This window comes from Achromobacter sp. Root83, from assembly GCF_001428845.1.
Classification (GTDB): domain Bacteria; phylum Pseudomonadota; class Gammaproteobacteria; order Burkholderiales; family Burkholderiaceae_B; genus Achromobacter.
Window position 1 is genome coordinate 173,470 of record NZ_LMIU01000028.1, and the last position, 22,221, is coordinate 195,690.

Annotated in this window: 20 protein-coding genes; 14 read left to right on the forward strand and 6 right to left on the reverse strand. The window is 67.3% G+C overall.

Translation table 11 applies throughout. The features are described from left to right. Window positions 1–11 precede the first annotated feature (11 nt). The 3 genes from ASE30_RS28125 to xsc all read right to left on the reverse strand — a co-directional run bounded on the left by ASE30_RS28125 (window position 12) and on the right by xsc (window position 4,576). The gene (locus ASE30_RS28125; RefSeq protein ID WP_057287562.1) at window positions 12–1,589 is read right to left on the reverse strand and encodes an ABC transporter substrate-binding protein; all 1,578 of its coding nucleotides are present in this window, start codon (window positions 1,587–1,589) and stop codon (window positions 12–14) included. Window positions 1,590–1,750: 161 nt separating this feature from the next. Beyond that, window positions 1,751–2,671: a bifunctional enoyl-CoA hydratase/phosphate acetyltransferase gene (locus ASE30_RS28130; RefSeq protein WP_057287563.1), complete on the reverse strand. Its 921-nt coding sequence runs from the start codon at window positions 2,669–2,671 to the stop codon at window positions 1,751–1,753. A gap of 93 nt (window positions 2,672–2,764) precedes the next feature. Further along, window positions 2,765–4,576 carry a sulfoacetaldehyde acetyltransferase gene (gene xsc / locus ASE30_RS28135; RefSeq protein ID WP_057287564.1) on the reverse strand — a complete coding sequence of 604 codons (1,812 nt, stop codon included), beginning with the start codon at window positions 4,574–4,576 and terminating at the stop codon, window positions 2,765–2,767. Between the two features lie 162 nt (window positions 4,577–4,738). Between xsc and ASE30_RS28140 the strand changes: the two genes are divergently transcribed. The 6 genes from ASE30_RS28140 (at window position 4,739) to ASE30_RS28160 (ending at window position 10,364) form a co-directional block, all read left to right on the forward strand. After that, entirely contained in the window at window positions 4,739–5,497 is a 759-nt protein-coding gene (locus ASE30_RS28140; protein ID WP_057287565.1) for an IclR family transcriptional regulator, read from the forward strand. A 296-nt stretch (window positions 5,498–5,793) separates the two neighbouring features. Beyond that, window positions 5,794–7,182 carry an ATP-dependent RNA helicase DbpA gene (gene dbpA / locus ASE30_RS28145; protein WP_057287566.1) on the forward strand — a complete coding sequence of 463 codons (1,389 nt, stop codon included), beginning with the start codon at window positions 5,794–5,796 and terminating at the stop codon, window positions 7,180–7,182. 206 nt (window positions 7,183–7,388) lie between these two features. After that, on the forward strand, window positions 7,389–7,793 hold the full coding sequence (locus ASE30_RS28150) for a DoxX family protein (RefSeq protein ID WP_057287567.1): 405 nt from the start codon (window positions 7,389–7,391) through the stop codon (window positions 7,791–7,793). A gap of 224 nt (window positions 7,794–8,017) precedes the next feature. Then, complete coding sequence (locus tag ASE30_RS29320; protein WP_200964495.1) at window positions 8,018–8,185, forward strand: hypothetical protein; 168 nt, start codon at window positions 8,018–8,020, stop codon at window positions 8,183–8,185. A 30-nt stretch (window positions 8,186–8,215) separates the two neighbouring features. Beyond that, complete coding sequence (locus ASE30_RS28155) at window positions 8,216–9,745, forward strand: YXWGXW repeat-containing protein (RefSeq protein ID WP_057287568.1); 1,530 nt, start codon at window positions 8,216–8,218, stop codon at window positions 9,743–9,745. 82 nt (window positions 9,746–9,827) lie between these two features. After that, window positions 9,828–10,364 carry a peroxiredoxin gene (locus tag ASE30_RS28160; RefSeq protein ID WP_057287569.1) on the forward strand — a complete coding sequence of 179 codons (537 nt, stop codon included), beginning with the start codon at window positions 9,828–9,830 and terminating at the stop codon, window positions 10,362–10,364. A gap of 66 nt (window positions 10,365–10,430) precedes the next feature. Here ASE30_RS28160 and ASE30_RS28165 read toward each other — a convergent pair whose 3' ends face one another. After that, window positions 10,431–11,879: a CoA transferase gene (locus ASE30_RS28165; protein WP_057287570.1), complete on the reverse strand. Its 1,449-nt coding sequence runs from the start codon at window positions 11,877–11,879 to the stop codon at window positions 10,431–10,433. 300 nt (window positions 11,880–12,179) lie between these two features. Here ASE30_RS28165 and phrB point away from each other — a divergent pair, with 300 nt between their 5' ends. After that, window positions 12,180–13,598, forward strand: a complete 1,419-nt coding sequence (phrB, locus tag ASE30_RS28170) for a deoxyribodipyrimidine photo-lyase (RefSeq protein ID WP_057287571.1) — start codon at window positions 12,180–12,182, stop codon at window positions 13,596–13,598. Window positions 13,599–13,688: 90 nt separating this feature from the next. Continuing rightward, window positions 13,689–15,404 carry a PAS domain-containing methyl-accepting chemotaxis protein gene (locus ASE30_RS28175; RefSeq protein WP_057287572.1) on the forward strand — a complete coding sequence of 572 codons (1,716 nt, stop codon included), beginning with the start codon at window positions 13,689–13,691 and terminating at the stop codon, window positions 15,402–15,404. Window positions 15,405–15,446: 42 nt separating this feature from the next. Here the strand turns inward: ASE30_RS28175 and ASE30_RS28180 are convergent, their stop codons facing one another. Continuing rightward, window positions 15,447–15,779 carry a hypothetical protein gene (locus tag ASE30_RS28180; RefSeq protein ID WP_082601774.1) on the reverse strand — a complete coding sequence of 111 codons (333 nt, stop codon included), beginning with the start codon at window positions 15,777–15,779 and terminating at the stop codon, window positions 15,447–15,449. A gap of 206 nt (window positions 15,780–15,985) precedes the next feature. Here ASE30_RS28180 and ASE30_RS28185 point away from each other — a divergent pair, with 206 nt between their 5' ends. From ASE30_RS28185 to ASE30_RS28195, 3 genes are all read left to right on the forward strand, one after another. Next, window positions 15,986–17,524: a DUF1800 domain-containing protein gene (locus ASE30_RS28185; RefSeq protein WP_057287573.1), complete on the forward strand. Its 1,539-nt coding sequence runs from the start codon at window positions 15,986–15,988 to the stop codon at window positions 17,522–17,524. 37 nt (window positions 17,525–17,561) lie between these two features. Then, window positions 17,562–18,752 (forward strand): DUF1501 domain-containing protein, encoded by a 1,191-nt coding sequence (locus ASE30_RS28190; RefSeq protein ID WP_057287574.1) that lies wholly within the window; start codon window positions 17,562–17,564, stop codon window positions 18,750–18,752. 153 nt (window positions 18,753–18,905) lie between these two features. Further along, the gene (locus ASE30_RS28195; RefSeq protein WP_057287575.1) at window positions 18,906–19,397 is read left to right on the forward strand and encodes a glutathione peroxidase; all 492 of its coding nucleotides are present in this window, start codon (window positions 18,906–18,908) and stop codon (window positions 19,395–19,397) included. On the opposite strand, the gene ASE30_RS28200 is transcribed toward ASE30_RS28195, so the two are convergent. Further along, window positions 19,394–19,861: an Lrp/AsnC family transcriptional regulator gene (locus ASE30_RS28200; protein ID WP_057287605.1), complete on the reverse strand. Its 468-nt coding sequence runs from the start codon at window positions 19,859–19,861 to the stop codon at window positions 19,394–19,396. The two genes, ASE30_RS28195 and ASE30_RS28200, sit on opposite strands and share 4 nt — an antisense overlap. A gap of 124 nt (window positions 19,862–19,985) precedes the next feature. On the opposite strand from ASE30_RS28200, the gene ASE30_RS28205 reads away from it, so the two are divergent. The 3 genes from ASE30_RS28205 (at window position 19,986) to ASE30_RS28215 (ending at window position 22,205) form a co-directional block, all read left to right on the forward strand. Further along, on the forward strand, window positions 19,986–20,891 hold the full coding sequence (locus ASE30_RS28205) for a DMT family transporter (protein ID WP_057287576.1): 906 nt from the start codon (window positions 19,986–19,988) through the stop codon (window positions 20,889–20,891). A gap of 136 nt (window positions 20,892–21,027) precedes the next feature. Continuing rightward, window positions 21,028–21,729, forward strand: a complete 702-nt coding sequence (locus tag ASE30_RS28210) for a glutathione binding-like protein (protein ID WP_057287577.1) — start codon at window positions 21,028–21,030, stop codon at window positions 21,727–21,729. Between the two features lie 11 nt (window positions 21,730–21,740). Further along, window positions 21,741–22,205 carry a GNAT family N-acetyltransferase gene (locus tag ASE30_RS28215; RefSeq protein WP_057287578.1) on the forward strand — a complete coding sequence of 155 codons (465 nt, stop codon included), beginning with the start codon at window positions 21,741–21,743 and terminating at the stop codon, window positions 22,203–22,205. Window positions 22,206–22,221 lie beyond the last annotated feature (16 nt).

A 22,221-nucleotide genomic window follows, 5' to 3' on the forward strand; every position in this document is an offset into this window, starting at 1 on the left:
GGCGGCTCCCGCTACTGCAGGTAGGTCTCGTCCAGCGGCGACAGCAGGCCCCATATTCCCGCCGGCAGCCCGTGCACCTTCTTGGACGACAGCGTGTGGTACGGGATGACCGTCAGGAAATCGATGGGAACGTCTTCGGTGACCAGGCGCTGGAATTCGGCATACAGCGCGCGGCGCTTCTCCACGTCGGTCTCCACGCCCGCCTGCTCCAGCAGCGCGTCGACCTTGGGGTTCTTATAGGATTGCGTATTGGTCCAGATGATGTCGCGGATATTGCTCGACAGATAGGTGCGGTGCACGCCAATGACAGGGTCGCCCCAGTTGAAGACGATATCGGTAGTGATGTCGAAGTCATGGCTGGCGATGCGCTTGGCCCAGGTCGGGAAGTCGGGCGACGCCCGCACCTGCACGGCGATGCCCACCTTTTTCAGCTGGCTGCGCAGGTATTCCGCCACGTTCTTTCCCTGCACATCGCTGCCCGGCATGTAGTCCACCGTGAGCGTCAGGCGTTCGCCCTTGCCGTCCTTCTTGAACCCGGCCTCTTCCAGCAATTGCTCGGACTTCTTCAAATCCAGCGGATACTTCTTCAGGTCCTGGGTGGCAAACGGGCTGGTGCCGACGATCGGACCGAACGCCGGCGCGGCAAACCCCGCGTTCAGCGCCTTCGTGATGAAACCCTTGTCCGTCGCATAGGCGATCGCCTGGCGCACCCGCACGTCGTCCAGCGGCTTGCGCGCGGTGTTGAACGCCAGCCAGCTCAGCGCGCCGATGCCCTCGTAGCCCTTGCTGGTCATGACGATGGCCGGGTTGTCCTTGGCGCGGCGCAGGATGGTGGGCTCGGTCATGTACGGCAGCACGCCGATATCGCCGCGCTCCAGTCCGATCAGCAGGTTGGTCGCGTCCGGATTGATCTTCACCACGACGCGGTCCAGATAGGGCTTGCCCGGCAGAAAGAACTTGTCGAAGCGCTCCAGCACGACCTCCTGCCCGGGCTTGAACTCCTTGAACACGAACGGACCCGATCCCACCACGTTGGCGGTGTTGCGGGGATGGTTCTTCAAGTCCTGCCCGTCGCCATAGATGTGCTTGGGCAACACGGGCATCAAGGCCGGCGACAACGCCAGCAGGATCGCCGGATGCGGCTTGCTCATGCGCAGTATCGCGGTGCGGGCGTCCGGCGTGTCGACCCGCTCGACGGGCGCGAACATGGTCTGGAACGGATGGTTCTGCTTGACCGCCATGATGGAAAACGCCACGTCCTCGGACGTCACCGGCTTGCCGTCGTGGAACACCGCGTCGCCGCGCAAGTGCAGCGTCAGCGACTTGCCGTCGGGTGCAAGCTCCCACGACTCGGCCAGGTAGGGATGCGGCTTCCAGTCCGCGTCGTACCGCAGCGGGCTGGCAAAAAGCTGCGAACTGGGCAGCGCGGTCGCGATGCCCGATTGCACCGCGCCATTCAGATGCCGCGGGACCTGCGTCGAACCGATCACCAGCGTGCCGCCCGTCTTGGGCGGATCCGCCGCCAGGGCGCCCCCCGCCATCGCAAACATCGACAGAATCGTGGCCAGGCCAAATCTTGCGCTGCGCATGTTCTACCCCTTGATGTTGTGGCGCGAACCATTCACGGGATGGTTACGCCGGGCCTGTGCAAGGCTCTTTTCAGTGCGGACAGACCCTAGCGTAGCTACCCCCCGGGTCCAGCCTTAGTACCAAACCGCCGGACTTGCTGGTGCCAGGCGGCGGGAGCCGTTCAGCCCGCGAGCGCGCGCGCGTACAGCACCGCCACCGCGCAGCTATTGACGCGCGCGTCCATGGAATCGGACCGGCTGGTCAGCAGCACGGGCACGCGGGTGCCCAGCACCAGCCCCGCCGTACCCGCGCCCGCGAGCCAGGCGAGCTCCTTGTAGAGCATGTTGCCGGCCTCGATATCGGGCGTCAGCAGGATGTCCGCATCGCCCGCCACGCGCGACACGATGCCCTTCTGGTCCGCGGCCTCGCGCGAGATGGCGTTGTCGAAGGCCAGCGGGCCGTCGATCTCGCCGCCTCGGATCTGCTGCCGGTCGGCCATCTTGGACAGCGCCGCCGCATCCAGCGTGGCGGGCATGGCCGGGTTGACCGATTCGGTCGCGCACAACACGGCCACCTTCGGCCGTTCGACGCCAAGCGCGCGCGCCAGGTCGATGGCGTTCTGCGCAATGTCGGCCTTTTCCTGCAGCGTGGGCGCGATGTTGACGGCGGCATCCGTCAGGATGAACAGCTTGGGATACGCGGCCACCGCCATGACGAAGGCGTGGCTGATGCGCCGGCCCGTGCGCAAGCCGGATTCGCGCGCCACCACCGCCGACATGAAGTGGTCGGTGTGCAGGCTGCCCTTCATCAGCATGCGCACCGCGCCGTCCCGCGCCAGGGCGGCTGCGGCGCGCGCCGCCAACAGTTCGTCGTCCGGGGTGTCGACGATCTCCATCGACCCCGGCCGCATCCCTTCCTGCGCCATCAGCGCCGCCAGCCTGGCCGACGGCCCGACCAGCACGGGTTCGATATAGCCCGCCTCGCTGGCCTGGGCGGCGGCGCGCAGGCTGGTGGAACACAGGGGATACGCCACCGCCGTGCGCAAACGCCCCGCCGCCAGCGCGGCCACGCGCAGCGGCTCGAACAAACGATCGAATGCCATGGTCTCGCTCCTGCCGCCGGCATGCCGGCCGTCCGCAAATTGGCCGGCGCGGGCAAGGGCTTCTTCATCCCCTGTCCGCGCCGGGCGCGCCGGTCAGCGTCCGACCGGCTCGATCGGCAGCGGCACCTCGCCGGCCTTGAACGGCTGGTTCACATGGTTCCGGTACTTGTCCAGGAAGCGCACCGGCTGCTTGAGCGCGTCGCGGCGGAACGGATCGCCCAACTCCTGGCTGACCATCATTTCCAGCACGGTGGTCTTGCCTTCCAGCTGCGCCTGGCAAGCCGCCTGCAAGGCCGCGCCGACCTGATCGGCATGCTCCACGCGTATGCCCTCCGCACCCATGGCGCGCGCCAGATCGGCAAAGCCCGGGTTCCTCAGGTTGCTGCCCACGAAGCGCCGGCCGTAGAAATCGACCTGGTTCTTTTTCTCGGCGCCCCATTGGCCGTTGTGGAACACCACCGCGGTCACGGGTATCTGCTCGCGCACGCAGGTCAGCAGCTCCTGGAAGCTCATGCACCACGCGCCGTCGCCCACATACGCCACGGCCGGGCGGTCGGGTCTGCCCAGCTTGGCCCCAATCAACGCCGGCAGCGCGTAGCCGCAATTGCCGAAGCTCATCGCGGCCAGCATGGAATTGGGTTCGTCGAAGCGCAGGTAGCTGTTGGACACCGAGCAGATGTTGCCGATGTCGGTCGACACCATGACGTGCTTGGGCATCGCGCGCTCCAGCTCGCGCAGCATGCGGCGCGGGTGCATGCGCCCGCCGCTGTGTTCGATGATGTCCAGGCTCCAGTCGTCGCGTTCATGCGACCACTCGTCCAGTTCCTTTTCCCATTCGGCCTTCTGCGCCGCGATCTCGCCCGCGCGCCCCTCCTTCGTGCGGACGCAGGCGACCTCGCGCGCCTGCAGCCGGGCCGTCAGCGCGGCGGCGGCGGGCTTGGCGTCGCCGCAGATGCCCACCGACACCGGACGCACCAGGCCCAGCATGCGGTGGTCTGCGTCCACCTGGATGATGCGGGCGTTCTGCGGCCAGTAGTCCAGCCCGTGCTGCGGCAAGGTGCCGAAGGGGCCCAGCCGCGTGCCCAGCGCCAGCACCACGTCGGCCTGCGACAGCAGCTTCATGCCCGCCTTGGCCCCCTGGTAGCCCAGCGGGCCGCACCACAGCGGATGGCTGGCCGGGAACGCGTCGTTGTGCAGATAGCTGGTCACCACGGGCGCGCCCAGCAGTTCGGCCAGCGCCACGCATTCGGCCTGGCCGTCCGAAAACAGCACGCCGCCGCCCGCCACGATGACCGGGAACTTGGCGTCCGCCAGCAGGCGCGCCGCCGCTTCCAGATCCTCTTCGGACCCCGGCCCGCGGCGGATCCGGCGCGGCTCCGGGATGGCCACGTCGATCTCGCCATAGAAATAGTCGCGCGGAATGTTGAGCTGCGACGGCCCGCGCTCGGCCATCGCATTGTCGAACGCCTTGGCCGTGAATTCCGCCATGCGGTCCGGCCGGTTCACGTGGGCCTGGTATTTGGTGATGCGCGAAAAGATGGGCAACTGCTCGGTTTCCTGGAAGCCGCCCAGGCCCATGCCGGACGTGCCGGTCTCGGGTGTGATCGCCACGACCGGGCTGTGCGCCCAATAGGCGGCGGCCACGCCGGTCACGAAATTGGTGATACCGGGCCCGTTCTGCGCAATGCACACGCCATGCCTGCCGGTCACGCGCGAATAGCCGTCGGCCATGTGCGCCGCGCCCTGCTCGTGCACCGTCGGCACAAAGCGGATGCCGGCCGCGGGAAACAGGTCCAGCGCATCCATGAAGGCCGAACCGACGATGCCGAAAACATCCTTGACGCCCTGCGCGACCAGCGTCTCGACAAACGCTTCGCTGGGGGTCATGTGTTGCTTGCTGCTCATGGTCTCTCTCCTGGCGGGCCGGCGCTCGTCGGATTGCTTTATTGGCCGGTGTGCTCCGATACTGCGCCAGAAAACCCAAGCTTCCCACCCCACGGCGTTTCATTTTCTGCAAATTCTGTGCGAGGATGGGGAGCCGTCAGCCGAATCTTCAAATATTGAAAGATGAAAGACGAATCCTCCGCCGCGCTGCGCGCGCTGACCCTGCTGGAACAGGTGGCCCGCTCCGGCCAGCCGGTATCGCTGGCCGCGCTGACCGAAGCCACCGGCCTGCCCAAACCGTCGGTGCTGCGCATCCTGTCGCGCCTGGTGGACGCCGGCATGCTGCTGCGCGAGCCAGCCGGCAAAAGCTATGTCAGCGGGCCGCGCCTGAGCGCCCTGGCCCGCGACACCCTGCTCAATTCGCCGCTGCGGGGCGAACGCCACCGCATCCTCGACAGCCTGGTCGATGAAATCGGCGAAACCTGCAACTGCACCATGCTCGACGGCGACGAGGTCATCTACCTGGACCGCGTGGAAACCGCCTGGCCGCTGCGGGTGAACCTGCAATCCGGCTCGCGCGTGCCCCTGCACTGCTCGGCCAGCGGCAAGCTCTTCCTGGCGCACATGCGCCGCGAACCGCGCGAACGCCTGCTGGCCGCCGCCCCCCTGCCGCGCTACACGCCCAACACGCTGTGCGACGTGGCGGCGCTGGAACAGGAGCTGCGTGTCATCAAAAAAGAAGGCGCCAGCTTCGACCGAGAGGAATTCCTGCTGGGCATCGTCTGCATGGCCGTTCCGATCCTGCACGGCTCCCGCGCCATTGCGGCGGTGGCCTTGCATGCGCCGGTGGCGCGGCTGTCCATCGATGGCGCGCGGGCGTGGTTGCCGCGCATGCAGGAGGCGGCGAGAGCGCTCGCGGGGACTTACGAGGCGGAGCGCTAGTTATTCTTCGGCGTATCCAAAGGGCCAGCGGCGCTTGTTCGGGGCCGATTCGGGGGCATCACAGGGGTTGGTTTTCATGGTTGTGTCCGTGGTGTATGTCCCCGAATCCTAGACGACCACTCGTAACAGCAATGTAAGCGTTCGCAAAGAACCCCGTCAGACGCCAATGGCCACGCTTTTCTCCGGACTTCGATAAAGCCGTGCTGCCTGGCCTTGCGCCGGCGCTCCAACCCCATCCCAGGCCTTACACTGTCGCTCGACTCAGCCTTTTAGCGGTTTTTGCGATCCGCCCTATTGTGACCAACGCGCCCTTCTCCTCCCTGCCCCTTCTGCCCGCTCTCCTCGACAACCTGCAAAGCCTGGGTTTCGAACAGATGACGCCCATCCAGGCGCAAAGCCTGCCGCTCATCCTGGAGGGCCGCGATCTGATCGCGCAAGCCAAGACCGGCAGCGGCAAGACCGCGGCGTTCGGCCTGGGCGTGCTTCAGAACCTGGACGTCAATCGCCTTGCGCCGCAGGCGCTGCTGGTGTGCCCCACCCGCGAGCTGGCCGACCAGGTGGCGCAGGAACTGCGCCGGCTGGCGCGCCTGATCCCCAACGTCAAGATCCTGACGCTGTGCGGCGGCGCCGCCGCCCGTCCGCAGGCGGAATCGCTGGCGCGCGGCGCGCATCTGGTGGTGGGCACGCCCGGCCGTATCCAGGACCACCTGGAGCGCGGCAGCCTGGATCTGTCCGGCCTGAACACGCTGGTGCTGGACGAAGCCGACCGCATGGTGGACATGGGCTTTTATGACGACATCGTCGCCATTGCCTCGCACTGCCCGGCCAAGCGCCAGACCCTGCTGTTCTCGGCCACCTACCCCGACAACATCCGCAAGCTCAGTGCCCGTTTCCTGCGCAACCCCGCCGAGGTCAAGGTCGAGGCGCAGCATGATTCCAGCCGCATCGAACAGTTTTTCTACGAAATCGGCGAAGGCGAACGGCTGGATGCCGTGGCCAAGCTGCTGGCCCACTTCCGTCCGGTCTCCACGCTGGCGTTCTGCAATACCAAGGTTCGCAGCCATGATCTGGTCGAGCGCCTGCAGGCCGAAGGCATCAGCGCCCAGGCGCTGAACGGCGACCTGGAACAGCGCGAACGCGACGAGATCCTGATCCAGTTCGCCAACCAGAGCTGCGCCGTGCTGGTCGCCACCGACGTTGCCGCGCGCGGCCTGGACATCCAGAACCTGGGCGCCGTGATCAACGTGGACGTGACCAAGGACACCGAGGTCCACGTGCATCGCATCGGCCGCAGCGGCCGCGGCGACCAGAAGGGGCTGGCGCTCAGCCTGTGTTCCCCCGACGAGATGCGCTGGGCCAACCTGATCGAGCAGTACCAGGGCTCGCCGCTGAAATGGGCCGACCTCAAATCGCTGCGGCCCAAGGCCGACCGCCCGCTGCGCGCGCCGATGATCACCCTGTGCATCCAGGGCGGCAAGAAAGACAAGCTGCGGCCCGGCGACCTGCTGGGCGCCCTGACCGGCGACGGCGGCCTGACTTTCGAGCAGGTCGGCAAGATCAACATCACCGAGTTCAACTCCTACGTGGCCCTGGACCGCCAGATCGCCAAGCAGGCGTTTTCGCGCGTGTCCAACAGCAATATCAAGGGGCGCCGCTTCCGCATGCGCTTCCTGGAAGAGTTCTGACCGACCCGCCGTCCGGCAGCTGTTTGGCGGCGGATTGTTGCGGTATCGATGGAAAGCTTGTTGGTTTTGCCCGGGTTTTGCCATAATGGCGCCGCCAGTTCACACTGGCGGCATCCCAGGCGGGACGCCGCCGTGCGCGGAACCAACGGCACGCCTTGCGCTCCAACCGCGCACTGCCCCCTTAACCATCACAAGAGAAACTCACCATGATCAAGTCCGATGACACCGGCAAGCTGATCCTGCGCCTGACCCTCGGTATCCTGATTCTGCTACACGGCCTGGCCAAAGTGACCGGCGGTGTCGGTGGCATCAGCGGCATGCTGTCTTCGCACGGCCTGCCCGGCTTTCTGGCCTATGGCGCCTACGTCGGGGAAATCATCGCCCCCGTCCTGCTGATCATCGGCGTCTATACGCGCCTGGGCGGCATCCTGATCGCCATCAACATGGTCGTCGCGATTCTGCTTGCGCATAGCGGCCAGATCAGCAGCCTCAACAACCAAGGCGGGTGGGCGCTGGAACTGCAAGGCATGTTCCTGTTCGCGGGCCTGGCCATCGCCTTTATGGGCGCGGGCCGTTTCAGCCTGTCCGGCAACGGCGGCCGCTGGAACTGAAGCCTCGGCGGCAAGCGGGACAAGGGGGTCGCTCAGGCGGCCCCTTTGCATTTCCGCAGACATTGATACGAACGACATCGACAGTCACGCAGGCGCAAACATCGGTCACGCGAAAGCTGTTTCGGAACGATTACAGTCCCGAACTCACGCCGTCCGCTGTGGCCTAATTCCTAAGAGCGCGACAAGGGCGTGATACACGCCCGGCGCCTGGCAGGAGCCGTCTGATGAAGAAGAGTCTGTTGATGATGCTGGCGGTGGCAAGCAGCCTGACCGGATGCGTGGTGGTGCCGGCGCGGCCGGCGTACTACCGCCCCGCGCCGGTTTACTACACGCCGCATTACTACTACTACCCGGCGTATCCCGCGCCGCATTACTACTATCGCGGGTACTGATCCGCGCACCCGTTGCGTCCAGGAAACCCCATGACCCCTTCCATCCAGATCGCCCGCATGCGGCCGCTGGCCGCCGCAGTCCTCCTGGCGGCCAGCGCGGGCGCCGCCGCGCAGACTTATGCGCCGCCGCCCCCGTCCGCCGCGCCTTCCTACGATCCCGCCTACGACAATGGCGACCCCGCCAACGCCAACCTGGCGCTGGTGGACCGCAGCCCCGAGCCGCCCCCGGCCCTGCCGGTCTACGTACAGCCGCCGGCCCCAGGCGACGGCTACCTGTGGGTGCCGGGCTACTGGAGCCGTAACCGCTACGGCTTTTTCTGGGTGCCCGGCGCGTGGGTGCTGGCCCCGTATGCGGGCGCGCTCTGGACGCCCGGCTACTGGGGCTATACCGACGGCCTGTACCTGTGGAATGCCGGGTACTGGGGGCCCCATGTGGGTTTCTATGGGGGCATCAACTATGGTTTTGGCTACACGGGCCTGGGCTACGTCGGCGGCTACTGGAAGCGGGACCGCTTCTACTACAACCGGTCCGTCACCAACGTGAACGTCACGCGCGTGAACTACGTCTACAACCACACGGTCGTGGTCAGCAACAAGGACAATCGGCGCGTCAGCTACCACGGTGGCCCGTCGGGCATCCGGCGCAAGGCCGATCCGCGCGAGCTTGCCGCGCGCAACGACCGCCACGCCCCGCCCACCGACGTGCAGCGCGGATACGTGCGCGACGCGGGCAAGAATCGCGCGCAGTTCTATGACCACAACAAGGGCCGCCCGCCGCAAGCGTATGTCGATCATCCGGATGACCGCGGACGGCCCGGCGACGGCCGGGACAAGGGTCCGGGAAACGGACGGGACGAACGGGACAGCCGGCCGCGCAATGCCCCGCCCCAGGCTCGCGAGCAGCTGGCGCAGCAGCAGAACCGCCAGCAAGAAGCGCGCGACCAACAAGAGCGTGAGCAACTGCAGCGCGACCAGCAAGCCCAGCAGCGGGCCCGCGAGCAGCGCACGCAGGGCCAGCCAGCACGCCAGCCGCAGCAAAACGATCCGCAGGTCCAGCAACGGGCCCGCCAGCAGGAAAGGCGCGATCAAGAGGCCCGCGAGCAACTGCAACGCGACCAGCAGACCCAGCAACAGGCCCGCGATCAGGGGCAGCGCGATCAGCAGGCGCGCCAGCAACGGCAGCGCGACGAGCAAGCCCGGCAGCAGGCCCGTGACAGGCAGCAGCACGAGCAGCAGACGCGCCAGCAACAGCAGCGCGACCAGCAATCCCAGCAGCAGGCCCGCGACCGGCAGCAGCGCGATCAGCAGGCGCGTCAGCAACAGCAGCGCGACCAGCAATCCCAGCAGCAGGCCCACGACCGCCAGCAGCGCGATCAGCAGGCGCGTCAGCAACAGCAGCGCGACCAGCAATCCCAGCAACAGGCCCGCGACCGGCAGCAGCGCGATCAGCAGCAGCAGCAGCAGCAGCAGCAACAGCAGCAGCAGCAACAACGCGATCAGCAGAACCGTCAGCAACAGCAGCGCGATCAGTCTCGCGGCAACGGCAATGGCCGCGACTGAACTGGACCCGCGCCATCCGCGCGGCTACAGTAACCCCCTGCCGCGGCGTTCCCACGCGGCGTCCCGACTCCAGGAGATTCCAATGAAGCGCCTTGCCCCGTGGTTACTGCTATGCGGCGTACTAGCCGGCCCGTCGGCGCAGGCCGCGCTAAACGTGGGCGCCCCCGCGCCGGACTTCAACGCGCAGGCCTCCCTGGGCGGGAACGTCTTCACCTTCAAGCTGAACGAGGCGCTCAAGCAGGGTCCGGTGGTGCTGTACTTCTTTCCGGCCGCGTTCACGCAGGGCTGCACGATCGAAGCGCACAACTTCGCCGAAGCCACCGACGAATACAAGTCGCTGGGCGCCACCGTCATCGGCGTATCGACGGACAACATCGACACGCTGAACAAGTTCTCGGTCAGCGAATGCCGCAACAAGTTCGCCGTCGCGGCGGACGGCGACGGCAAGATCATGAAAGCGTATGACGCCGTGCACGACAAGCGCCCCGAATACGCGCAGCGCGTGTCCTACGTGATCTCGCCGGAAGGCAAGATCCTGTATGAGTTCACGGACATGAGCCCCGAGTCGCACGTGGCCAACACGATGCGCGCGTTGCGCGCGTGGAAGGCCAAGCAATAAGCCCCGGCCAGGCCCCAGCGCCATTGGCGGGGGCCTGGGCGAGGCTATTTGGGATATGAACAGGCCCTAGTTGAAAGGCCAGACCGTGGGATGCGTGCCGGGCGGGCTGGACGGACGCGTCCAGCGGGCCGGAGTTTCTGAAAACCGGGCGGCGTGGCGCAACGCGACCAGTTCGCCAAAACCCGACGGCACCGTTTCCAGCAAGCCGTCGAAGCCGGGCATCGGACAGGCAAGCCCGCCATCCACCCGGCCCAGGTTGCGCAGCCATTGCGCGGTCTGCGCCAGGGACACCCGCACATGCCAGCTTCCGCCTTCGGTCGCCTGGCGCGCCAAGGCCACTTGCGCCCCGAAAGCCATCAGATAGCCGGAGGCATGATCCAGGATCTGCATCGGCAGCTCCTTGGGCGCCTCCTGGCCTGCCGCCAGGGCCTCCGCATGATTGAAGCCGCTTGCCGTCTGCACCAGGGAATCGAAGCCCCGGCGATTGGACCAGGGCCCCACGTTGCCATAGGCGGACAGGGACACGTAGACGATGCCGGGCCGGATCCGCGCGGCGTCGAGCGGCCCGAAGCCCAGCGCGGACAGCCCGCCGGGACGGTAGCCCTGCACGAACACATGGGCGCTGCGCAGCAGATTGCCCAGCGCGATGCGGCCGTCGGCCGTGTCCAGGTCGGCCAGCACCGACAGCTTGCCGCGGCTGGTGTCGATGATGTTGTCGATATTGGGCAGTTGCGGGGAATTGACCAGCATCACGTCGGCGCCGTAAGCGGCCAGCGCCCTGCCGCAAACGGGTCCGGCGATGATGCGCGTCAGGTCCAGCACGCGGATGTCTTTGAGCGGGCGGGCATCCTGCCCATATTTGGGCAAGGGCCGCGGATCGGCTTCGCCGATGCGCTCGACAGTGAGCAGCGGTTGCGCGGCAATCGCCTGGCCCTGCGGGTGCCGGTCCCATTCGTCGAAGCTGCGCATGGCGGATACCACCATGCCGGCGTCCGCCGCGACCTGCTCGAAATCCAGCGCCTTCCAGCGGCTCAGCGCGCGCTCCACCGCGTCGCGCGTGGCGCCGTCGCCCGTGGGGCAACCCAGCAGCGCCAGCGCGCCATCGCGATGGTGGGCGAAATTGGCGTGGATGCGCACCCACCCGCCATCGCCGCAACGATAGACCCCGGTGATCGGATCCCTCGGATTGGGGGTGACGCCATTGATCGCGAAGTGACTGCGGCATTCCTGAGCCGCGTGCAGCATGTCTACGCTGACCTGCTGCCTTGCGCCGCCGCGCTGGTGCCAGATTTCCGCCGCGGCCAAAGCCGCCGCCGCCATGCTGGCCTGCGCCGCCGCGCCCACGGCGAAGGACGAAGGAACAACAGGGTCCGCACCGGTCAGCACTACATGTTCCAGCGACTCTTCTGGCAGGTCCACCGAGCGCCAGAGATTCTGCAAAACATCGCGGGACGTCTTGCCGGCGGGTGTGCGTCCCCTCAGAAAGGACGGGCGAAAGTCCATCAGATTTCCCATAGCGTTTTGTCTGCTCTCATCGTTTATTGCATTACAAGGCGGGGCTCAAGCCGCGTCAATACGCGCGGCGCGCCAGCGTGTTTCATGGTTTGACCGGCGCGAACTCCCGCCAGCCCGCCCGCCTCTGCCCTTCGCCCGGGCCAATGCCGCGCGCCGTGCGCGGCGCGCGGACACATCTACTCGTAGTTTTTACATCGTCTTCCAGGCCTTGCGGCCACGGGGCGGCGCTCTCGGCTCGGGATAGAATCCACCCTCTACCGGCCGCCCCGCACGCCATTACCCTGCCCCTGGAGCTCCCCCATGAACACGTTGCTCTGGTTGCGCACCGACCTGCGCATGCACGACAACGCCGCCTTGGCCGCGGCCGCCGAAGCCGGCACGGTCACCGCGCTTTTCCTGGCTGCCCCGGGGCAATGGCGTCAGCACGGCGACGCGCCCGCCAAGGTGGATTTCTGGCTGCGCAACCTGCGCGAGCTATCCCGCGGCCTGGCTCAAGCAGGCATTCCCATGAAGCTGTTGACCGTGCATGACTGGAGCGAAGCCCCTGCCGCCATCGCCGGGTTCTGCCAGGCGCACGCGATCGCGCAGGTTCATGCCAACGCCGAGTGGGCCGTCAACGAACGCCGCCGCGACGCCGCCGTCGCGGCCAGCCTGCAAGCCATCGGCGTGGACTGGACCGTGCACCATGGCGCATCGCTGCTGCGTCCTGGCAGCGTGCTCACGGGCAAGGGCGACTGCTATCGTGTCTACACGCCCTACGCCCGCACTTGCCGCGAACGCCTGCGCACGGCGCCGGTCCGCGCCATCCCCGCGCCGCGCGCGCAAACGCCGCCGTCCTGGCCGGCCGATCCCCTGCCCCAGGCCTTTGACGGCTTCGACGCGCCCTCCGATGCCGTGCGCGCGCTCTGGCCCGCGGGCGAAGCCGCGGCCAGCGACCGCCTGGCCGCCTTCGCCGACAGCGCCATCGACGCCTACAAGGACGAACGCGATTTTCCATCCCTGCCCGCCACCAGTTGCCTGTCGCCCTATCTGGCGGCAGGCGTGCTGTCGCCAGGCCAGGCCCTGCGCGCCGCGCTGGCGGCCAATCACGGCGAACTGGACAGCGGCCGCGCGGGGGCCGCCACGTGGATCAACGAACTGCTGTGGCGCGAGTTCTACCAGCACCTGCTGGCCGCCTATCCGTCCTTGTCCATGCACCAGCCCATGAAACCGGAGACCGCCGCCGTGCCCTGGCGCGACTCGCCCAGCGACCTGCTCGCCTGGCAGCAGGGCCAGACCGGCATTCCCATCGTGGACGCCGCCATGCGCCAGTTGCTGGCGCTGGGCTGGATGCACAACCGGCTGCGCATGGTGACCGCGATGTTCCTGTCCAAGAATCTGCTGATCGACTGGCGGCGGGGCGAGGCCTGGTTCATGTCGCAACTGGTGGACGGCGATCTGGCCGCCAACAACGGCGGCTGGCAATGGAGCGCCTCCACCGGCGCGGATGCCGTGCCGTACTTCCGCGTCTTCAATCCGCTTTCGCAATCGCGCAGGTTCGATCCGCGCGGCGTGTTCCTGCGTGAATGGCTGCCGGAACTGGCGCACCTGGATGACCGGGCCATCCACGATCCAAGCCCCATGGAACGCGCGGCCGCCGGCTATCCGCTGTCCATCGTCGATCTGGCGCAAAGCCGGCTGCGGGCACTGGAAGCGTTCGGCAACCTGCCCGCCGCCTGACCTCCCCGTATCTTGATGTAAATCAACGTCATCGCCGTGCCCGTCCCGGATGATCCGGCTGCAACACGCCCATCACAGGACGAAAGACGCATGCGCAACAATCAACCGGTACATGACAAGGAATACACGCTGCGCGACGAGCAGTACCTGATTTCTCGCACGGACGCGCGCGGCCGCATCATCTACGCCAATCCGGCGTTCGTCGAAGTCAGCGGCTTTTCCCGCGAGGAACTGGTGGGCGCGGCCCACAATATCGTGCGCCATCCCGACATGCCCGAGGCCGCGTTCGAAGACCTGTGGCGCACCATTCAGCGCGGCGAATCCTGGACCGGCGTGGTTAAGAACCGCCGCAAGGACGGCGGCTTTTATTGGGTGCTGGCCAATGTCACGCCCATCGTGGAACGCGGCGAGACCGTCTGCTATGCCTCGGTGCGCGTCAAGCCGACGCACGCGCAGATCGAGTCCGCGCGGCATCTGTACGCGGGGCTCCGCGACGGCACGGCGCAGGGCATCCGGCTCAGCCGTGGACAGGCCAGGCCCACCGGCCTGCGCGGCGTGCTGGCGCGCCTGAAAGTATGGCGTTTGACTGGCGTGCGTTCGCGCATGCTGGCCTGGGCCGTGCTCGCGTCCTCGTTGTTCCTGGGCGCGGCGGGGGTCGCCCTCTACGGCATGTTCGACCGCATGAGCACCCAGGAACTCGCCATCGCGGCCGGCGTGGTCGCGGGCGGCGTCATCCTGATCTTCGCGTCGGGATGGGGCTTTGCCCGATCCATCGCCGGGCTGCTGGTGACGGCCACCGACTTCACGCGGCAGGTCGCCGCGGGCAACCTGAGCACCCCATTGCCGCCGGGTGCCATACGCGACGAAATCGGGGCGCTGAAATTCTCGCTCGAGGTCATGCGCAAAAGCCTGGTCAGCATCACGCGCGATGTCCACGACGGCATTGAAAGCACCTTGCATTCGGCCGCCAGGATCGCCGACGGGAACGCCGACCTGTCCGCGCACACGGAGCGGCAGGCCGCGTCGCTGGAAGAGGCCGCGGCCAGCATGGAGCAATTGGCCGCCACCGTGAAACAGAACGCCGCCCATGCGCATGGCGCGGACGCCATGGCCAGCCAGGCTTCAGAAGCCGCCACGCGCGGCGGCGTCGTCATGCACGAAGCCGCGCAGGCCATGCAGGGCATCGTGCAAAGCTCCTCCCGCATTTCCGAGGTGGTGGGCCTGATCGACGGCATCGCCTTCCAGACCAACATCCTGGCGCTGAACGCCGCTGTTGAGGCCGCCCGCGCCGGCGAGGCAGGCAAGGGCTTCGCCGTGGTGGCAACCGAGGTGCGCAGCCTGGCGCAAAAGAGCGCCACCGCGGCCCGCGAGATCAAGGCGTTGATCGAAGCGTCCAACGAACGCGTCAGCGACGGCGTGCGGCACGTGGAGCGCGCCGGCGAAAGCATGCGGGACATCGTGGAATCGGTGCAGCAGGTGACGCGGATCATCAACGAGATCGCCGTCACCTCGACCGAGCAGCACACCGGCATCGACAACGTGAGCCGGACGATTTCGGACACGGACAATGCCGCGCAGCGCAACGCCGCGCGCGTCGAACAGGCCTCGCAGGCCGTGGACAGCCTGCGCACGCGCGGCGCGCAACTGCGTCATGCGATCGAAGTGTTCCGGGTCGCTGGCAACCAGACGGTGCTGGACAAAGCCGCGCCCGTAGCTGCGCCGCTCGCTACGCCCGTGGCCGCGCCCGCGGGCCTGATCGCGGCCGCCCAGGCGCCGCGGCCGCTGCTGCGCAACCGGGCCGCATAGCCGTCGGCCGCGGGCCGGGAGCCGCCGCGCGGCCCCGCGCCGTCACGTGCCCGCAGCCGCTTCCTTGTCCAGGCGCTTGATGAACACCTGCAGTTCCTTCACCACCTGCTGGTCGCCCCTGGCGTGGGCCGCCTGCAGACCCGACTCCCAGGCGGCGCGCGCGCCGTCCTTGTCGCCCAGCCCCAGGCAGGCCTTGCCCAGCCATTTCCACGCCACGGAATAGGCAGGGTCGAACGCCAGCGCGGCGCGCAGGTGGATTTCGGCTTCGCGGAAGCACGCCTGTTCGGCATACGCCTTGCCCAGCGAAAATCGCAACAGCATGTTGTCCGTGCCCTTGGCCAGCATCGCCTCCAGGCGCTCGGTCATTCCTTCCATCGTCGGGCTCCTTTCGCCTCTGGCGCAACCAGCAATAACGCATGATAGGACGGCCGCGCCGCGGCGGCCGGAATGCCCCCGCGCGCACTGGGGCCGGGCGCAGTTCTAAAACGATCCGTTTCCTTGCGTTGCAAGGCGCGCCTGATCGGGAATGCCGGCGCGTTTATCCTGTCACACGCCTTTCCAACCCTGAAGGTACACGCCCCATGCCGTATCCGCGCCTGTTCCTCCACCGTATGGCGGCGCTGCTGTTGCTGCCCTTGGCCGCCAGCGTCCACGCCCAGCAGGAAGACGCCGCCCGCGCCGCCGACGCCGCCCTGGTGAACCGGATCACCTGGGGCGCGACAACCGCCGAGCTCAGCCGCATGCAGGAACTGGGCGCCGAGCGCTACCTGCAGGCGCAGCTTCATCCCGACCCGAAGGCCAGGCTTCCCGGCGACGTGCAGGCGCGCATCGACGCGCTGTCGATCTCGCGCCAGCCCTCGCAGGATGCCCTGGCCGTGCAGCGCGGCATGCGCGAACGGGCAAAGGACGACGCCCCCGCCGCCCGCCAGAAGATCCAGCGCGAAGCGCGGCTGATTTCGCGGCAGCGCGCCGACGACACCGCCAGCCGGGCGTTCTGGCGCGCGCTCTATTCCCCCAACCAGTTGCAGGAACAGATGACGTGGTTCTGGATGAATCACTTCAATGTGTATGCCGCCAAGAACGACATCGGCACCTACATCGACCAGTACGAAGAGCAAGCCATCCGGCCGCACGCGCTGGGCAAGTTCCGCGACCTGCTCGCGGCCACGCTGCGCTCGCCGGCCATGCTGGTCTACCTGGACAACACGCAGAATGCCGCCGGCCGCATCAACGAGAACTACGCCCGCGAGCTGATGGAGCTGCATACGCTGGGCGTCAAGGGCGGCTACACACAGAAGGACGTCCAGGAATTGGCACGCATCCTGACGGGCCTGGGCATTCACAACAAGGATGAGCTTCCGAAGGTCAAAGCCGAACTGCGCGGCCAACTGGTGCAGGACGGGTTGTTCCTGTTCAACCCCGCCCGTCACGACTACGGCGACAAGGTCTTCCTGGGGCGCAACATCAAGGGCGCCGGCCTGGCCGAAGTGGACGCGGCCGTGGACCTACTGGCCAGGCATCCCGCCACCGCGCGCTTCATCAGCGCCAAGCTCGCCGCCTACTTCGTCGGCGACGCGCCCGCCCCCGCGCTGATCGACCGCATGGCAAAGACGTTCCTGGCCAAGGACGGCGACATCGCCGCCACGCTGCAGACCCTGTATGCGTCGCCGGAATTCGCGCAGTCGCTCAAGACCGGCGTGTTCAAGGACCCCGTGCATTACGTCTATTCCTCGCTGCGGCTGGCGTACGCGGACCTGCCGGCCATCGTCAACACCCGGCCCGGCATGAACATGCTCAGGCAGCTTGGGCAGCCGCTGAACCAGCGCCTCACGCCCGATGGCTATCCGCAGGCGCGGTCGGATTGGTCGGGGTCCGGGCAGATGACCGCGCGCTTCGAGACCGCCCGCGGCATCGCCGCCGCGCCCCAGGGCTTTTACCGCGAAGGCGACGACAAGGGCCCGGTGGATCTGCCCGCGCTGCCGGACCTGTACCAGGCGAATGCGGGCAATGGCCTGTTCGCCGGCCTGTCCAGCGCGACGCGGCAAGCCATCGAACAAGCCAGGTCGCCCCGCGACGCCAACACGTACCTGCTGGCCTCGCCCGAATTCATGCGGCGCTAGGGCCTGCCCACCCTTGCCCGCCGACGGAGAAACCACCATGCACCGCCGCCAACTGCTACAACTGATGGCCAGCGCTCCCCTCGCGTTCGGCGCAAGCCGCCTCTACGCGGCGCCCGCCGCCTCGTCCAACCGCCTGCTGGTCGTGTTCATGCGCGGCGCCTACGACGCCGCCAGCCTGCTGGTGCCCACCAGCAGCGACTTCTATTACGAATCGCGGCCCAACATCGCCATCGCCCGGCCGGGCAGCGGCGCCGATGCCGCGCTGCCGCTTGCCGATGGCTGGGCCCTGCACCCGGCCCTTGCGCAAAGCCTGCTGCCCTTCTATCGGCGGGGGGAACTGGCCTTCGTGCCGTTCGCCGGCACCGACGACGCCAGCCGCAGCCACTTCGCCACGCAGAATCGCATCGAACTGGGCCAGGGGGCCGGCAAGGACGGCGACTACCGTTCGGGCTTTCTCAACCGCCTGTCCGCCGCGCTGAACGGCGCGCAGCCCGCCGCCTTCACCTCCGACGTGCCGCAGATATTCCGCGGCGGCACGCGCGTGCCCAACATCGACCTGGGCGGCGCCACCCGCAAGTCCCGCCTGAACCAGGACACCAACCGCGTCATCGCGTCCATGTATCAGGACACCGACCTGGACGCCTCGGTCGCCGAGGGCCAGCGCATCATGGGCGCTGCGCGCGAAGACCTCGAAGCCGAGATGAAGGCGGCCAGCGGCAACGCCGTGTCGGCGGACAAGCTGGAGCAGGAAGCGCGGCGCATCGCCCGCTTCATGAGCGACCGCTACAACCTCGGTTTTGTCGACGTGGGCGGATGGGACACCCATGTCGGACAAGGCGGTGCCCGCGGCCTGCTGTCGAACCGGCTGGGTCAGCTCGGGCGCGCCCTGGCCGCCTACGCCGACGAAATGGGCCCGGCCTGGAAGCAGACCACCGTGGTGGTGATCAGCGAGTTCGGCCGCACCTTCCGCGAAAACGGCAACAAGGGCACCGACCACGGGCACGGCACGGTCTATTGGGTGTTGGGCGGTAATGTCCACGGCGGACGCATCGCGGGGCGGCAGACCGACGTCAGGCAGGACACCCTGTTCCAGGACCGCGACTACCCTGTGCTGAACGAATACCGCGCCGTGTTTGCCGGCCTGTTCTCGCGCCTGTACGGACTGGATCAGGCGCGGCTGGCGCAGGTGTTTCCCGGCGTGACGCCGGTCGACCTGAAGCTGGTCTAGCGCGTGTGCCCGCCGCACGCCAGGGCGGCTACCCGCCGCAAGGCGTCCATCGACGCTTCAGCTAGGGCCAGCGGGTCCGCCGGCGCTACACTCGCAGGGCTATCCCGCGCACCCATGCCCCGGCGTTCGCACGCCTGATCCCGAGGAACCCGCATGAGCACGATCCATGATTTCTCCGCCCGCGGCATCGACGGCGCGGAACACCCCCTGGACACCTATCGCGGCCGCGTGCTGCTGGTGGTCAACGTGGCCTCCAAGTGCGGCTTCACGCCCCAGTACTCGGGCCTTGAAGAGCTCTACCGCTCGTTTCACGACGACGGCCTGACCGTGCTGGGGTTCCCGTGCGACCAGTTCGGCCACCAGGAACCCGGCGACGAGGCCGCCATCCGCGACTTCTGCAGCACCCAGTACGACATCACCTTCCCGCTGTACGCCAAGATCAACGTCAATGGCGCCGACGCCCATCCGCTGTACCAGTGGCTCAAGGGCGAGAAGCCCGGCGTGTTCGGCACCGAAGGCATCAAGTGGAACTTCACCAAGTTCCTGGTGGGCCGCGACGGCCAGGTCATCAAGCGCTACGCGCCCACCGACACGCCCGCCAGCATCCGGGACGACATCGTCAAGGCGCTATCGGCCCCCGTCTAGCGCAGCGGCGGCAACCGGCGGCGCACCGTGTGCGCCTTGACGATGGACGTGTTCGTCTCGGCGTACTCGGTCACGCGCTCCAGGATGCCGTCCAGGTGCGAAATCGACCTGAGCACCATGCGGGCGATGAAGCAGTCGTCGCCCGTCACCTTGTCGCACTCCACGAATTCCGATATTCCCTGGATCAGCCCCTCCACGTGGCGCAACTGCCCGGGCAAGGGCCGGATGCGCACGATGGCCTCCAATGCATAGCCCAGGGCCACCGGGTCCACGTCCAGCGTGTAGGCACGGATCACGCCGGACTCCTCCAGCCGCCGCAGGCGGTCCGCCACGCTGGGCGCCGACATGCCCACCTGCCGGGCCAGGTCGGCCGTCGTGGTGCGGGCATTGGCCGACAGGGTCTCCACCAGACGGCGATCGATACCGTCCAGAACGGGGCTTTCAATCTTTAGGTCGTTTTGCATAAATTCCACCCAAAAGAAGGTTGGACGATGAAACTGCCACGACAACATCATATAAGCAGGTTGATCCGCCTGGGATAATTTCTCCATCGCACATCGTGGCCCGAACGGCCTCCGGAGAACCATCATGATCCCCTCGACTGAACGCGTCGGCCTGGCGCAAATGGCGGCAGCCATGACCCTCTCGGGCACGCTCGGCGTGTTCGTGCTGGAATCCGGCCAGAGCGCCTGGAACGTCGTCTTCTTCCGCTGTGTCTTCGGCGCCCTGTCGCTGTTTCTGTATTGCTGGGCGCGCGGGCTGCTCAAGCCCGGCCTGTTCACCGCCCGGACGCTGGCCCTGGCGCTCGGCGCGGGCGCGGCGCTGGTGCTGAACTGGGTACTGCTGTTCTCCGCCTATCGCCTGGCTTCCATTTCACTGGCCACCGCCGTCTACAACGTGCAGCCCTTCTTCCTGATCGGCCTGGGCGTGCTGTTCCTGGGCGAACGCCCGTCGCGCGGCAAGCTGGCCTGGTCGGTCGTGGCGTTCGCCGGACTGCTGCTGGTGCTGCGCCTGGGAGACACCAGCGCGGCGGGCGGCAGTGCCTATCTGTCGGGCCTGATGCTGGGCCTGGGCGCGGCCGCGCTTTATGGCATCACCGCCGTCATCGTCAAGCGCCTGAAGGGCATCCCGCCCCAGGTACTGGCGCTGGTGCAGGTGACGCTGGGCGCCGTCATGCTGCTGCCCATGGCCGATTTCAACGCCCTGCCGGCCCAGCCCGTGCAGTGGGGCTATCTGGTCGCACTGGGCCTGATCCATACCTGCCTGATGTACATCCTGATGTATTCGGCCATCCAAAAGCTGCCCACCACCTCCACCGCCGCCCTGAGCTTCATCTATCCGGCCGTTGCCATCCTGCTGGACTTCGTGGTGTATGGGCACCGGATGGACGCCACACAGATCGCGGGCGTGGCGTTGATCTTCCTGGCCGCCGCGGCGGTCAGCCTGAACTGGACCTGGCGCCTGCCCGGCAGCCCGCGGCCAGGCGCTGTCTGAAGACACGCCGCCCATGCCCGCGGGGAAACCCGCACCCGTCCCCCGGTTATTCGGGCGCCAGTCAAGCATGCCCCGCTATCATGGCCTTCCTATCCGCCGGCGTCCGCCGGCGGCGCCATGACGACAGGACATCCCAATGATCGATCTTTATTACTGGACCACCCCAAACGGTCACAAGATCACACTGTTCCTCGAAGAAGCTGGCCTGCCCTACAAGATCCACCCGGTGAACATCGGCCGCGGCGACCAGTTCAAACCCGAATTCCTGGCCATCGCGCCGAACAACCGCATCCCGGCGATCGTGGATCAGGCGCCGGCTGACGGCGGCGCGCCGATCCCGCTGTTCGAGTCGGGCGCGATCCTGCTGTACCTGGCCGAGAAGACCGGCCGCTTCCTGCCCGCCGACGTGCGCGGCCGCGCCGAGGTGTCGCAATGGCTCTTCTGGCAGATGGGCGGCCTGGGCCCCATGGCGGGCCAGAACCATCATTTCTCGGGCTATGCGCAGGAACGCATCCACTACGCCATCGACCGTTACGTCAAGGAAACCAACCGCCTGTACGGCGTGCTGAACAAACGCCTGGCGGACCGCGAATTCGTTGCGGGCGACTATTCCATCGCCGACATGGCGGCCTATCCCTGGATCGTGCCGCATGCCAAGCAGGGCCAGGACCTGAACGACTTCCCGCACCTCAAGCGCTGGTTCGAGGCCATCGCCGCGCGTCCCGCCACGCAGCGCGCCTATGCGCTGGCCAGCACCATCAACACGGCGCCGTCGGTCAGCGACGAGGAATCGCGCCGTATCCTCTTCGGCCAGACCGCCCACAACGTCGCGCGCTGAAAGGACACGCCATGACCGAACCGCAATTGGTGTTCCGCCGCGCGCGGATGGCGGATCTGCCGGAAATCGTCGCGCTGCTGGCCGACGATGCGCTGGGGGCTGCCCGCGAAGACGCCTCCATTCCGCTGAACCCGCGCTATGCCGCCGCGTTTGGCGCCATCCAGCAGGACCCCAATCAATTCTTGGCCGTGGTTGAGCAGAATGGCCATCTGGTCGGCTGTTTGCAGTTATCGTTCATACCCGGCCTGTCGCGGCTGGGCCAGTGGCGCGGACAGATCGAAAGCGTGCGCATCGCTTCGTCGTTCCGGGGCGCCGGCCTGGGCCGCGCCATGTTCGAGTGGGCGATCGAGCAGTGCCGCATCCAGGGATGCGGGCTGGTGCAACTGACCACCGATCGCGCCCGTCCCGACGCGCGCCGGTTTTATGAAAGCCTGGGCTTCGCCGCCACCCACGACGGCATGAAGCTCAGCCTGTAATTCCCGATTCTGATTC